15 protein-coding genes are annotated in these 12,902 nt (G+C 41.7%); 13 read left to right on the top strand and 2 right to left on the bottom strand.

Annotated features, from left to right (window positions below):
• Window positions 1-11: 11 nt before the first annotated feature.
• Entirely contained in the window at window positions 12-1,922 is a 1,911-nt protein-coding gene (locus ACN0T8_RS08995; protein WP_417880293.1) for an ABC transporter ATP-binding protein, read from the bottom strand.
• A gap of 457 nt (window positions 1,923-2,379) precedes the next feature.
• Here ACN0T8_RS08995 and kefG point away from each other — a divergent pair, with 457 nt between their 5' ends.
• The 4 genes from kefG (at window position 2,380) to slyD (ending at window position 5,754) form a co-directional block, all read left to right on the top strand.
• On the top strand, window positions 2,380-2,973 hold the full coding sequence (kefG, locus tag ACN0T8_RS08990) for a glutathione-regulated potassium-efflux system ancillary protein KefG (RefSeq protein WP_417880292.1): 594 nt from the start codon (window positions 2,380-2,382) through the stop codon (window positions 2,971-2,973).
• 14 nt (window positions 2,974-2,987) lie between these two features.
• Window positions 2,988-4,778: a glutathione-regulated potassium-efflux system protein KefB gene (gene kefB, locus ACN0T8_RS08985; RefSeq protein ID WP_417880291.1), complete on the top strand. Its 1,791-nt coding sequence runs from the start codon at window positions 2,988-2,990 to the stop codon at window positions 4,776-4,778.
• 22 nt (window positions 4,779-4,800) lie between these two features.
• Window positions 4,801-5,043 carry a YheV family putative zinc ribbon protein gene (locus ACN0T8_RS08980; protein WP_417880440.1) on the top strand — a complete coding sequence of 81 codons (243 nt, stop codon included), beginning with the start codon at window positions 4,801-4,803 and terminating at the stop codon, window positions 5,041-5,043.
• 144 nt (window positions 5,044-5,187) lie between these two features.
• Complete coding sequence (slyD, locus tag ACN0T8_RS08975) at window positions 5,188-5,754, top strand: peptidylprolyl isomerase (protein ID WP_417880290.1); 567 nt, start codon at window positions 5,188-5,190, stop codon at window positions 5,752-5,754.
• 88 nt (window positions 5,755-5,842) lie between these two features.
• Here the strand turns inward: slyD and ACN0T8_RS08970 are convergent, their stop codons facing one another.
• Window positions 5,843-6,073 (bottom strand): SlyX family protein, encoded by a 231-nt coding sequence (locus ACN0T8_RS08970; protein ID WP_417880289.1) that lies wholly within the window; start codon window positions 6,071-6,073, stop codon window positions 5,843-5,845.
• 348 nt (window positions 6,074-6,421) lie between these two features.
• On the opposite strand from ACN0T8_RS08970, the gene fkpA reads away from it, so the two are divergent.
• The 9 genes from fkpA to ACN0T8_RS08925 form a co-directional block, all read left to right on the top strand.
• Entirely contained in the window at window positions 6,422-7,219 is a 798-nt protein-coding gene (fkpA, locus tag ACN0T8_RS08965; RefSeq protein ID WP_417880288.1) for an FKBP-type peptidyl-prolyl cis-trans isomerase, read from the top strand.
• A gap of 246 nt (window positions 7,220-7,465) precedes the next feature.
• On the top strand, window positions 7,466-8,146 hold the full coding sequence (locus ACN0T8_RS08960; RefSeq protein ID WP_267135441.1) for a helix-turn-helix transcriptional regulator: 681 nt from the start codon (window positions 7,466-7,468) through the stop codon (window positions 8,144-8,146).
• A gap of 29 nt (window positions 8,147-8,175) precedes the next feature.
• Entirely contained in the window at window positions 8,176-8,562 is a 387-nt protein-coding gene (gene tusD / locus ACN0T8_RS08955; RefSeq protein ID WP_417880439.1) for a sulfurtransferase complex subunit TusD, read from the top strand.
• Entirely contained in the window at window positions 8,562-8,915 is a 354-nt protein-coding gene (tusC, locus tag ACN0T8_RS08950; protein ID WP_417880287.1) for a sulfurtransferase complex subunit TusC, read from the top strand. The genes tusD and tusC overlap by 1 nt, the downstream gene beginning before the upstream one ends.
• 14 nt (window positions 8,916-8,929) lie before the next feature.
• On the top strand, window positions 8,930-9,211 hold the full coding sequence (tusB, locus tag ACN0T8_RS08945; protein WP_417880286.1) for a sulfurtransferase complex subunit TusB: 282 nt from the start codon (window positions 8,930-8,932) through the stop codon (window positions 9,209-9,211).
• A gap of 187 nt (window positions 9,212-9,398) precedes the next feature.
• Window positions 9,399-9,773, top strand: a complete 375-nt coding sequence (rpsL, locus tag ACN0T8_RS08940; protein ID WP_004399892.1) for a 30S ribosomal protein S12 — start codon at window positions 9,399-9,401, stop codon at window positions 9,771-9,773.
• Between the two features lie 113 nt (window positions 9,774-9,886).
• Window positions 9,887-10,357, top strand: coding sequence for a 30S ribosomal protein S7 (gene rpsG / locus ACN0T8_RS08935; RefSeq protein WP_045957025.1), 471 nt, complete (start codon window positions 9,887-9,889; stop codon window positions 10,355-10,357).
• 166 nt (window positions 10,358-10,523) lie between these two features.
• Window positions 10,524-12,620, top strand: a complete 2,097-nt coding sequence (fusA, locus tag ACN0T8_RS08930) for an elongation factor G (RefSeq protein ID WP_417880285.1) — start codon at window positions 10,524-10,526, stop codon at window positions 12,618-12,620.
• 150 nt (window positions 12,621-12,770) lie between these two features.
• On the top strand, window positions 12,771-12,902 hold a 132-nt coding region (locus ACN0T8_RS08925; RefSeq protein WP_252306283.1), incomplete at its 3' end, for a GTP-binding protein.

The raw sequence follows: 12,902 nt of genomic DNA, 5'->3' as shown, positions 1-12,902 counted from the left end.
GCACCTTGAAGTCACTTGGGTATAAGGCATTCCAGTTCTTCTTGTAGTGCCATCCATTCCATTTCAACCTCTTCTAATTGAGATTTACTATTGGCTTGTAGCGTTAATACTTGGGTAAGTTTAGCTTTGTTTTCATCTTGGTAGAGTGACACATCGCCAAGTTGTTGTTCAGCATCGGCTAATTGCTCGCCTAGTTTGTCCATTTTCGCTTCGAGTTGTGTCAGTTTTTTGCGAATTGGTGCAGTTTGTTTACGTAATTCAGCGTCTAGACGTTTTTGTTCTTTACGTGCTGCGGCGCTATTTTGACTAGGCTCTGAGTTTGTTTCTGGCAGTGCATCTTTTTTATCTTGTTTTTGTTGTTCAGTTAACCATTTGTAGTAATCCGCTAAGTCGCCGTCAAAAGGCGCCACTTGTTTGGCATCGACAAGGTATAAATCGTCGGTGGTAGCGCGCAGTAAGTAACGGTCGTGGCTGACAATCACCATTGCCCCTTCAAAGGTTTGCAGTGCCATGGTTAAGGCTTGACGCATATCTAGGTCAAGGTGGTTAGTTGGTTCATCGAGCAATAGTAAGTTCGGCTTTTGCCATACAACTAAGGCTAGAACGAGGCGAGCTTTTTCGCCACCAGAGAATGGCGCGACTTTATCGAGAGCTTTATCTCCGACAAAACCAAAGCTACCTAGGTAGTCGCGTAATTGTTGCTCGGTATGATTTGGCGCAATTTGCATCATGTGTTGCAACGGTGTCTCTTCAGGATGCAGAGTTTCTAATTGATGCTGAGCGAAGTAGCCGATTTTCACCCCTTGCGAATAGGTTAAATCTCCGCTTTGTGGCTTGAGTTCGCCAGACAGCAATTTAATTAAGGTTGATTTACCCGCACCATTACGACCGAGTAAACCAATGCGACTGCCGGGAACTAGGTTTAAGCGAATGTGTTCTAATATTAAGTTATCGCCATAGCCAGCAGAGACTTGGTCCATCATCATAATAGGGTTGGGGAGTGCAGCTGGCTCTCTAAACTCAAAGCTAAATGGGTTATCAAACTGCGCCGGTAAGACTTTTTCCATTTTCTCTAAGGCTTTAATTCGGCTTTGTGCCTGACGAGCTTTAGAGGCTTTATAGCGGAAGCGGTCAATATAGCTTTGCATGTGCGACATTTGCTTTTGCTGTTTGGCATACATGGCTTGTTGCTGCATTAACTTTTGTGCACGTTGGGTTTCAAATGATGAGTAGTTGCCGGTGTATTCGTTGAGCAATTGGTTTTCGACATGAATGATGCGCCCCACGATAGGGTCGAGGAAATCACGGTCGTGCGAAATTAAAATTAATGTACCAGGGTAGTTCTGTAGCCATTTTTCAAGCCAAAGTACTGCATCGAGATCTAAGTGGTTGGTTGGCTCATCGAGTAGTAATAAATCAGAGCGACACAATAGAGCTTGGGCGAGGTTTAAACGCATACGCCAACCACCAGAGAACTGGGTGAGGTTCCATTGCATTTGCTCTTGGCTAAAGCCTAAACCGTTTAATAGTTCTGCGGCGCGAGATTTAATAGTGTAGCCACCAACAGTTTCTAACTTGCCGTGTAATTCCGCGACTAGGGTGCCATTATCGGCTTGTTCTGCCGCGGTAAGATCTTGCTCTAATTGACGATATTCACGGTCGCCATCAATCACATACTCTAAAGCGGCGCGTTCTAATGCTGGTGTTTCTTGAGCAACCCAAGCGAGTTCCCAGTGGGCTGGCATTTGGAAATTACCGGCATCAATTGATAATTCATTTTTCAGTAAGGCGAATAGCGTGGATTTACCACAACCATTTTTTCCGACTAGGCCAACTTTATCACCCGGGTGAATCGTCGCTGAAGCTTGTTCTAAAAGTGGTTTACCACCACGCAGCAATTGAATATCTGAAAATGTAATCATAGGAGTCTTATTTGAGGCATGAAAAATGAGAAAGAATGAAAAATGCAGCGGCTTGAATATTAGGCGCTTCAAGGATATACCCAAGTAACTTCAAGGTGCAAGTTTCAGCAAGAATAAAACAAGCTTTAGGCAAGGCAAATTGAACATGATCATAGTGATTCTATCTCTGTTCATTAACGCCGTTTAAAACTTGTCCTTCGGGAGCTTCATCCAAATCTTTATTCTGCGTCAGATTGGTTTGAAAGGTGCTTACATTCCTTCGTCAATTTTCTTTGCCTAAAGGTTTGGATGATAGCTCTGAATTCTGCACCTTGAAGTTACTTGGGTATAAATATCGATTATTATACGATTTGCGATATGATGATTAACAATCTTTGTTACAAAGATCTTAGGTTGTGGAAAGTGACAAAAGCGTGCACTTTTTAGTGTTCATATTCAGGAATGTCAGGGAGTAAGGATGTCAGACATAAGCCAACATACTACTACATCTATTAAAAATGACGATCAGATTCTACAACCTCGCGTATTGGTCATTTATGCGCATCCCGATCCCGATAACTCGGTTGCCAATCAAATGTTATTAAAAGCAGCGCAAAATTTACCTCATGTGACGGTGCACGATTTGTATGCCCATTATCCTGATTTTTTTATTGATGTTGCTGCTGAGCACAAATTATTGCTCGAACATGATGTGATTGTCTTTCAGTTCCCCTTGTTTATGTATTCCTGTCCAGCTTTGATGAAAGAGTGGATGGATACGGTACTCGGAAAAGGTTTTGCATTCGGCAAAGGTCGCGCACTTAAAGATAAATACTGGCGGAGTGTGGTGACGACGGGGGGGTCTAAAGACGCTTTCTCAGCTCATGGTTATAATCAATATCCTTTGGAACAAATTTTGCAGCCTTTTGAGTTGACTGCCAAATTATGTCAGATGCATTGGATTGAGCCCTTAGTGTTATATTGGGCAAGGAATGTAGAACAAGCGGTACGTATTGAACATGCACAGGCTTATCGCTCTTGGTTGTTGCATCCACTTGAAAGTAGTCAGTAGTACAAGGAAGGATTATGGCATCAACAATTGATTTTTTAGAAAGTGGCGTCGTGTTTCTGGCCGCTGCTGTGGTCGCTGTCCCTTTAGCGCAACGTTTAGGTTTAGGGTCGGTATTGGGGTATTTGTTGGCGGGTATTGTTATTGGTCCGTGGGGACTAGGCTTGATTAGTGACGTGGATAGCGTGATGCACTTTTCCGAACTTGGAGTGGTGTTATTGCTGTTTCTGATTGGTTTAGAGTTAAACCCCAAAAAACTTTGGCAAATGCGCATGCCTATCTTAGGTTTAGGTGGAGCACAAGTAGTCGTGACAACTCTAGTGATTTCCATGATCGCTAATGCTTTTGGTGTTAGTTGGCAAAATAGTGTAGTGATAGGCATGGGGTTAGCGCTTTCTTCAACCGCAATCGCATTAAGGGTTATTGAAGAACAAGGACTAGCGGGTACTGAAACTGGACAATCTGGTTTTTCCGTTTTGCTTTTTCAAGATATCGCGGTCATTCCAATGCTGGCGGTATTACCATTATTAGCTGGTAATGCTGGTGGTGACTGGTTAGATGCGGTTTGGATGATTGGTGGGGGCGTTGGCTTATTAGTTGGTGGCCATTATTTGCTACGACCGATCTTCCGTTATGTGGTGATGAGCCGAGTTCGTGAGTTATTTACCGTAGCAGCCTTGTTATTGGTGATTGGTATTTCCGTGATCATGCAACAGCTTGGTTTATCTATGGCATTAGGCACATTTTTAGCTGGCGTGTTATTGGCAGAAAGTGAATATCGTCATGAATTAGAGATTGCTATTGAACCCTTTAAAGGACTGCTGCTTGGCTTGTTCTTTATGTCGGTGGGTATGGCAGTCAACCTTGAGTTGCTAACGCTTTATCCAATTAAAATTTTGGCTGCAGTCGTGGTGCTGGTGAGTATTAAAGGTTTTATTCTTTACTTACTTGCTCGCCTTATGGGCACACGGGCAAAAGCACGCAGTCGCATGGCGGCAATATTAAGCCAGGGTGGAGAGTTTGCTTTCGTCTTGTTTACTGCCGCAAAAGGTCATGGCTTACTCGGTGCTGAAGTGAGCTCTTTCCTGTTAGTGGTGGTGAGCTTGTCTATGATGACCACGCCCTTGATATTACTTGCTCAGCAAAAATGGTTTGACCGCACAATTAACGTTAGCGATAACATGCAATCGGATGTGGTCGATGAAGGGTCGAAAGTCATCATTGCGGGCTTCGGGCGTTTTGGCCAAGTTGTAGGGCGTTTGTTGTATGCCAATAAGATCCGAGTCACGGTATTAGAAAGTGATGCCAGCCAAATTCAACTTTTACGTAAATTTGGCTACAAAGTGTATTACGGTGACGCCACGCAGCTTGATTTGTTACGGGCCGCTGGTGCTGAAAAAGCGAAAGCCATCGCCATTTGTACCGATTCGCCGGATGAAGTGCTAAAGATCGCTGAACTGTGTAAACAGCATTTTCCGCATTTAAAAATTCTCGCCCGTGCACGTAGTCGGGTAGAAGCTTATCAATTGATGAATATTGGTGTGACATTATTTTCGCGTGAGACTTTCTTAGGGGCTCTTGATTTAGGACGACAAGTGTTAAATCAATTGGGCATGCACCCTTATCAAGCCAAGCGTGCAGAAGCACATTTTAGAAAACTCGACACCACTATGTTAAAAGAACTGATGTCTTTGCATATAGAAGATAAAGATATGGGAATTAGAGCTAAAGAAGCGCGCAAAGAGTTGGAAGAGGTTTTTGACCGAGAGATGGAAAGAGATCGTCAGACTCAACAGCATTGGGACTAGCTCAACTCAGTTATGAAATAGGATATATATGAAAACCAAGAAGAGATTTATTGCTGGTGCTAACTGTCCAAACTGTAAACAAAGCGATAGTTTACGAGTATGGGAAGAAAATCAAATTGAAGTGGTTGAGTGTGTTGAATGTGATTATGTTGAACAAAAAACACCACAAGTGATAGAAACCAGTTCAGCTAACACTAGTTCCAATTCACCTAGCTTCAGTTTGTCTAGTTCAGAACAATTAATCGGTATTTTTAAGCCAGAATGATGATTGCTAACCGCAAGATATTCGTCAGGTTTGTAAAATAATCCTTGATTAGCGATTGAAATCTGTCTGGCTTATCCCCATTATCTTGCACATAGAGATTAAGTGCTCACACATTCTCACGCTTAATCTGAATTTGGAGCGAATATGAAAATTGAAAAGAACGTTGTTGTTAGCTTGGCATACCAAGTAAAAGTAGAAGATGGTGTGGTAGTAGACCAATCAACGGTTGAAGCGCCACTAGACTATCTACACGGTCACAACAACCTAATTACAGGTCTAGAAAAAGAGCTAGAAGGTAAAGTTGCCGGTGATAAATTCTCTGCAACTATTGCTCCAGAAGATGCTTACGGTGAGCACAACGAAGGTCTGGTTCAACGTGTTCCAGCTAACGTATTTCACGGTGTAGATGAAATTGAGGTTGGCATGCGTTTCTTAGCGGATACCGACCAAGGTCAGATCCCAGTAGAAATCACAGAAGTTGATGGTGATGAAGTTGTAGTTGATGGTAACCACATGCTTGCAGGGCAAACATTAACGTTTGATGTTGAAGTTGTTGCGGTACGTGAAGCAACGGAAGAAGAAGTGGCTCATGGTCATGTACATCAAGTGGGTGGTCATCACCACGATCATGATGGCGACTGCTGTGGCCATGATCATGAAGAGAAAAAAGAAGGTTGTGATGGAAATGGCGGCTGTGGCTGCTCTCACTAATCTTTAAAAAAACGCCAACGTCTAATGTTGGCGTTTTTGATTATAGAAAGCCATTTTTTATAGAAACAAAGAAAAACAACAATGTGAATTAGTAATGAGGCGGCGGTGTTTCTTCCGATACATCAGCTAAATTTGAAGCATCCAAGTTTTTGACTTTTCCGACGACAAATTTCATTTGATCTTGCATGCGAGTAATCAACAATTGCTGTTGGCTCAAAGCATCGTTAAGTTCATGGATGGTTTGTTCTTGAAAAGCGACCTGACACTCTAGATCATCAATTCGTTGTTTTAATTCGTTTTCAAGATTATCTGAATGCATTTTATTCACTGTTAAGTTATTAAATCGATGGTACTCAAATTATATCTGAAAGATGCCACATTGTAGATCATTGATTGAGTCGTAGTGTTGCATAAATAATGTCACTTAAGTCGTGTTTTATTGAAACACAAAGTAATAAGCGGATTATTTTTATGGATTAAGGCGGAACTTTGCTAAAAAAATACAGTCAGTTAACAATAGCTTAAATTAAGTACGTGATAGTGTTAACGTAGATTAATGGCATCTAGAGTGACTAGATATAGAGCTTGAACTTGAACGTTCTAACACATTGATAGAGTAAATTTTTATACATCATAACGATGGTTTTCCATCATGCTGGAGAAGTTAATGAAACCGATTTTAAAAGTATCCTTGCTTGCAGCCACTGTTCTACTTGCAGTTGGCTGTCAGAAAGAAGAATCAAAAGAGGCACAAACAACCGCAAAAGCTGAGCAGGCACAATCAGCAGCTGCATCAACATTATACAAAACTGATGATGAGAAGGCGGCATACGCAATTGGTGTTTCTTTTGCTAACTATCTAAATACTAGCATTGAGAAACCAGCAGAAATCGGTATTAACTTAGATAAAGATATCGTATTAAAAGGTATCGAAGACGTATTTGCTAAAAAAGCAGGTATGACAGAAGAAGAAACACACCAAGCACTACAAGATCTAGATAAGCGTGTTTCTGAAAAGATGCAAGCTCAAGCCGCTGAGAAATCTGCTGCAGCGAAAAAAGCAGGTGATGAATTCCGTGCAGAGTTCGCAAAAGAAGATGGGGTGAAGAAGACTGAATCAGGCATTCTTTACAAAGTTGAAAAAGAAGGCGAAGGCATTTCACCAAAAGCAACTGATACTGTAGTAGTGAACTACGAAGGTACTTTAGTTGATGGCACTAAGTTTGACAGCTCATACGATCGTAAAGAGCCTGCAACTTTCCCACTTAATCGCGTTATTCCAGGTTGGACTGAATCCGTGCAACTAATGAAAGTGGGTTCTAAATATAAAGTTGTGATCCCGCCAGAGCTTGCTTATGGCGAACAAGACACACCAACCATTCCTGCTAACTCAACATTAGTATTTGAAATTGAGTTAATGTCAGTGAAATCAGAGGAATCACCAAAGGCTCCTGCTGCAAATTAATTGAACTAGATAGTTTAATTGAGGCTCATCAATATGATGGGCCTTTTGTGTTTTGAGCGCTTGAAAATACACCCCATAATTTGTTCTAAATCATCATATTTAAGTTAGAGCCGTGCCTCTTTCAAATTTTCTGATAAACTTACGTTAATTTGTTTAATTGTTCGACCGTTTTAATAACGATTTTCTATCGGAGTAGAGGTGAGTGTGAGTCAGTCTGAAGTTGTACATTCGGAAGCATTGTTAGAAATGGAATCTGTTCATGTTATGCCCTTCACAGAGCACGATAAGATAATTTTGCATTCTTATGAAGCGGTAGTCGATGGTCTTGCTAGTTTGATCGGTAATTATTGTGAAATCGTGTTGCACTCCTTAGAGGACTTGAATACCTCGGCAGTAAAAATTGCCAATGGTGAAAATACCGGTCGTCAAGTTGGGTCTCCGATTACGGATTTAGCGTTAAAGATGTTAAAAGATATTGAAGGTTCGCAGCGTAACTTTTCTCGTTCTTACTTTACCCGCGCCAAAGGCGGTGTATTGATGAAGTCGATTACCATTGCGATCCGTAATGGTGAGCAACGTGTGATTGGGTTACTGTGTATCAATATCAATTTAGATGCACCTTTCTCGCAAGTCTTACACGCTTTTATGCCTACCGCGGAAGCAGAAGAAGCAGCTTCGTCGGTTAACTTTGCTAGTGATGTTGAAGAGCTAGTGGATCAAACGGTTGAGCGCACTATAGAAGAAATTAATGCTGATAAGTCAGTATCAAACAATACCAAAAACCGCCAAATCGTTATGGATCTTTATGATAAAGGGATCTTCGATATCAAAGATGCGATCAATCGGGTAGCTGACCGTTTAAATATTTCGAAACACACCGTTTATCTCTATATTCGCCAGCGCAAAATTGAGGACGGCGAAAAGTGAGTCAAAGCTTACCCTCGCCAGAAAAAGTGCTGACTTATAGTTTGTTGGTAAATGGCTCGGTTTATGGTAGTCAATCTGCACTCAATGCTTATCAGTTTGCTTGCGCTTTGATTGAAAGAGGTCATCAGTTAGTCAGCGTGTTTTTCTATCAAGATGGGGTTCATAATGCTTCTAGCTTGGCTGTACCTGCGAATGATGAATTTGATCTAGCTAAAGCTTGGCAGCAATTGAGTGAACAACATAAAGTCCGTTTAGAGTCTTGTGTTGCAGCCTCATTACGTCGTGGCATTCTAGATAGTAATGAAGCCAAAACGCATGGGCGAGGTAGTAGCAATGTAGCCCAAGGATTTGAATTGACTGGACTAGGTGGACTTGCTGGAGCCATGTTAGTACAAGATAGAGTGGTACAGTTTTAATGCGATTAGGTTTTGTATTTCGTTCTCACCCTCATACGAGCGCAAAAGGTAGAGAAGGGCTGGATGCATTGTTAGCAACTTCAGCTTACTGTGAAGATATTGATGTGTTTTTTATTGGTGCAGGGGTGACTCAGTTGTTTCCAGCGCAACAGCCGGCAAACATTTTGTCTAGAGATTATATTTCAGCCTTTAAATTGTTGGATTTATACGAGATTGATAACATTTATATATGCCAATCATCATTAAATGATTATCAAATAAATTCAAACGATTTGATGATTGAAAATAGTGCATTAAGCCAAGCTGAAATGGTAGAAAAACTCCAACAATGCCAAAAAATCCTGACATTTTAATAGGGCAGATAGACATGCTACATATTATTAAGAGCCAATCAGGACTAGCTGATGCGATCAACGTGATCCAACCTGATGATGCAATATTACTCATTGAAGATGCTGTTTATGCTCTTTTTCGTCAATCAAGCCTATTAACTGGATTGAAAGATCAAAAAGATCGTTGCTGGGTGTTACAAGAGGATCTTGGGGCACGTGGTTTGGTTGGTTTAGCAAGTGTTAGTGCTCAGTTAACTGATTTTAAAGGCTTTGTTTATCTTACTGAACAACACTCTCAATCAATAACTTGGGATTAATCTCAGCATAATTGATACTTTTCTTATTGCTAGAGAAAAAAACTCGACAGCACGATTGTATATTTCTTGACACATCCCCCCTTGATGAATAAAATTTCGCGTCCTTATTTCTCGCTGCATGCAAATGTTGCTTGGAAGTAGGATTAGATTTTTCACAAGCTTATTTTCGTAAATCAGGAGCTATTTAATGGCAACTATTAACCAGTTGGTACGCAAGCCACGTGCAAAGCAAGTTGTTAAAAGCAACGTGCCTGCGCTAGAAGCGTGTCCACAAAAACGTGGTGTATGTACTCGCGTATATACTACTACTCCTAAGAAACCGAACTCAGCATTACGTAAAGTATGTCGTGTTCGTTTAACTAACGGCTTTGAAGTTACTTCATACATCGGCGGTGAAGGTCATAACCTTCAAGAGCACTCAGTTGTTCTTATCCGTGGTGGTCGTGTTAAAGATTTACCAGGTGTGCGTTACCACACCGTTCGCGGCGCTCTTGACTGTGCTGGCGTAAACGACCGTAAACAAGGTCGTTCTAAGTATGGTGTTAAACGTCCTAAGTCTTAATAGCTTTCTGTTTTGACAGAAAAGCGTTAAGTAAGGCCAAACACTAAAATTATATAATTTTGATGAAACTGAAAAGTTTTGGATAACCTGAAGAAGACAACGGAGAAACATCCATGCCACGTCGTCGCGTAATAGGCCAGCGTAAGATCCTTCCAGATCCTAAATTCAAATCTGAATTGCTGGCGAAATTTGTAAACATCCTTATGGTTGATGGTAAGAAATCAACTGCTGAAAAAATTGTTTACACTGCACTAGATACTATGGCTGAGAAATCTGGTAAAGATCACTTAGCTGTATTTGAAGAAGCTCTTGAAAATGTTCGTCCAGCGGTAGAAGTTAAATCTCGCCGTGTGGGTGGTTCAACTTACCAAGTACCTGTAGAAGTTCGTCCGGTTCGCCGTAACGCTCTTGCTATGCGTTGGTTAGTTGAAGCTGCGCGTAAGCGTGGTGAAAAATCTATGGCACAACGTCTTGCAGCAGAAATGCTAGACGCGTCAGAAAACAAAGGTACTGCTGTTAAGAAACGTGAAGACGTTCACCGTATGGCAGACGCGAACAAAGCGTTCGCACATTACCGCTGGTAATGTCTTTTTAGTACTGCAAGGTTCCTTGCAGTACTTCTTTAGTTCCTATGCTTATGCTAGGAACTATTGCTATATCTAGAGCAAGTAAATATTAATAAAGCAGTGCTTTTAACCAATAAAGTAGATATAGCAATAGTCCCTAAGTCTCTAATAAGAGGATTCAATCGTGGCTCGTAAAACTCCTATAGAGCACTACCGTAATATCGGTATTGTTGCTCACGTAGATGCAGGAAAGACAACCACAAGCGAACGTATTTTGTTCTATACCGGACTTTCTCACAAAATCGGTGAAGTTCACGATGGTGCTGCAACCATGGACTGGATGGAACAAGAACAAGAGCGCGGCATTACAATCACTTCAGCAGCTACTACGACGTTTTGGCGTGGTATGGAAGCTCAGTTTTCAGATCACCGTATTAATATTATCGACACTCCTGGACACGTTGACTTTACCATCGAAGTAGAGCGTTCTCTACGTGTACTTGATGGTGCGGTTGTTGTGTTCTGTGGCTCATCAGGTGTCGAACCCCAATCTGAGACTGTATGGCGTCAAGCGGACAAATATCACGTACCTCGCTTAGTATTTGTTAATAAAATGGACCGCACAGGCGCAGATTTCCTACGCGTAGTTGAACAGATCAAAGATCGTCTAGGTGCAACGCCAGTTCCTATTCAATTGAATATTGGTACGGAAGAAAACTTCCAAGGTGTTGTTGATCTTATTAAGATGAAAGCAATCAACTGGAATGATGCTGACCAAGGCATGACTTTCACGTACGAAGATATTCCGGCAGAGATGCAAGAAATGGCCGAAGAATATCGTACAGAGCTTGTTGAAGCAGCAGCAGAAGCAAATGAAGAGCTAATGGATAAGTATCTTGAAGAAGGTGAATTGACAGAAGCTGAAATCAAACAAGGTCTTCGTACTCGTACCCTTAATAATGAAATTGTATTAGCGACTTGCGGTAGTGCATTTAAAAATAAAGGTGTACAAGCTGTTTTAGATGCAGTTATTGACTTCCTTCCTTCTCCAATTGATGTTCCTGCAATTAAAGGTATCGATGAAAACGAGAATGAAGCAGAGCGCCACGCAGACGACAATGAACCGTTTTCAGCACTAGCATTTAAGGTTGCAACAGACCCATTTGTCGGTACTTTAACTTTCATCCGTGTTTATTCTGGGATTGTTGAAAGCGGTAAAACGGCTTACAACTCTGTGAAGAAACAACGTGAACGCTTAGGTCGCATTGTCCAAATGCACTCAAATAAGCGTGAAGAAGTGAAAGAAGTACGAGCTGGTGATATTGCGGCCATCATTGGTCTTAAAGATGTGACGACAGGTGAAACACTGTGCGACCAGAACCATAAAATTGTTCTTGAACGTATGGAGTTTCCAGATCCCGTTATTCAGATCGTTGTAGAGCCAAGCTCTCAAGCAGATCAAGATAAGATGACTATTGCTCTTGGTAAACTAGCAGCGGAAGACCCATCATTTCGCGTTGATATGGATGTGGAAACTGGTCAGACTCTGATTTCAGGTATGGGCGAACTGCACTTAGATATCATTGTTGACCGTATGAAGCGTGAATTTAACGTGAATTGCAACGTTGGTAATCCACAAGTCGCTTATCGTGAAACAATTCGTGGTACGGCGAAAGCGGAAGGTAAATTTATCCGTGAGTACGGTGGTAAGGGGCAATACGGTCACGTATGGCTGAAGCTTGAACCATCAGAAGCTGGCGAAGGCTTTGTTTTCGTAGATGAAATTGCCAATGGTGTTGTGCCGAAAGAGTTCATCACTTCAATCGCGAAAGGGGTTGAAGAGCAGATGAATAATGGTGTACTTGCTGGCTATCCTGTTTTGGATGTCAAAGCGACACTATTTGATGGTTCGTACCATGAAACAGATTCAAGTGAGATGGCGTTTACAATCGCTGCCTCGATGGCTTTCAAAACGGGTGCACTTGAAGCGCAACCTGTTCTGCTTGAGCCTATGATGAAAGTTGAAGTAACTACTCCAGAAGACTGGATGGGTGACGTTGTTGGCGATATTAACCGTCGTCGAGGCATCATCGAAGGTATGGACGAGGGGACAGCTGGCCTGAAGATAATTCGTGCACAAGTTCCGTTGTCCGTCATGTTCGGTTACGCAACTGATTTACGTTCTGCGACACAAGGTCGTGCTTCTTACTCCATGGAGTTTAGTGAGTACGCTGAAGTGCCTAACAATGTTGCAAAAGCAATCATTGCAGAACGCGGTTAAGGTTGATTTGGGGATGAGTTTAATCACTGATCGCCTTATTAAACAATGAATCTATTGCGTTGATGAAAATTGACGCATAAAATAGCAAATTCTGGCGCGTTTTGACGCAAACTTTGTCAAAGCGAATCATAACTAGGAAGGAACACGATTGTGTCTAAAGAAAAATTTGAACGTACGAAACCGCACGTAAACGTTGGTACTATCGGCCACGTTGACCACGGTAAAACAACTCTTACTGCTGCTATCTGTACTACACTTGCAAAAGTGTACGGCGGTGTAGCT

Origin of the sequence: Vibrio sp. (genome assembly GCF_048266485.1) — a bacterium.
Lineage (GTDB): Bacteria > Pseudomonadota > Gammaproteobacteria > Enterobacterales > Vibrionaceae > Vibrio.
This window is presented reverse-complemented; position numbering and strand designations above follow the sequence as displayed.

Coding starts and splice junctions, on each gene's coding strand:
- tusC (WP_417880287.1), top strand. CDS start 8,562: ATGCGATTAGGTTTTGTATTTCGTTCTCACCCTCATACGAGCGCAAAA.
- ACN0T8_RS08970 (WP_417880289.1), bottom strand. CDS start 6,073: ATGCATTCAGATAATCTTGAAAACGAATTAAAACAACGAATTGATGAT.
- fkpA (WP_417880288.1), top strand. CDS start 6,422: ATGAAACCGATTTTAAAAGTATCCTTGCTTGCAGCCACTGTTCTACTT.
- kefG (WP_417880292.1), top strand. CDS start 2,380: ATGTCAGACATAAGCCAACATACTACTACATCTATTAAAAATGACGAT.
- slyD (WP_417880290.1), top strand. CDS start 5,188: ATGAAAATTGAAAAGAACGTTGTTGTTAGCTTGGCATACCAAGTAAAA.
- kefB (WP_417880291.1), top strand. CDS start 2,988: ATGGCATCAACAATTGATTTTTTAGAAAGTGGCGTCGTGTTTCTGGCC.
- rpsG (WP_045957025.1), top strand. CDS start 9,887: ATGCCACGTCGTCGCGTAATAGGCCAGCGTAAGATCCTTCCAGATCCT.
- ACN0T8_RS08995 (WP_417880293.1), bottom strand. CDS start 1,922: ATGATTACATTTTCAGATATTCAATTGCTGCGTGGTGGTAAACCACTT.
- ACN0T8_RS08960 (WP_267135441.1), top strand. CDS start 7,466: ATGGAATCTGTTCATGTTATGCCCTTCACAGAGCACGATAAGATAATT.
- rpsL (WP_004399892.1), top strand. CDS start 9,399: ATGGCAACTATTAACCAGTTGGTACGCAAGCCACGTGCAAAGCAAGTT.
- tusB (WP_417880286.1), top strand. CDS start 8,930: ATGCTACATATTATTAAGAGCCAATCAGGACTAGCTGATGCGATCAAC.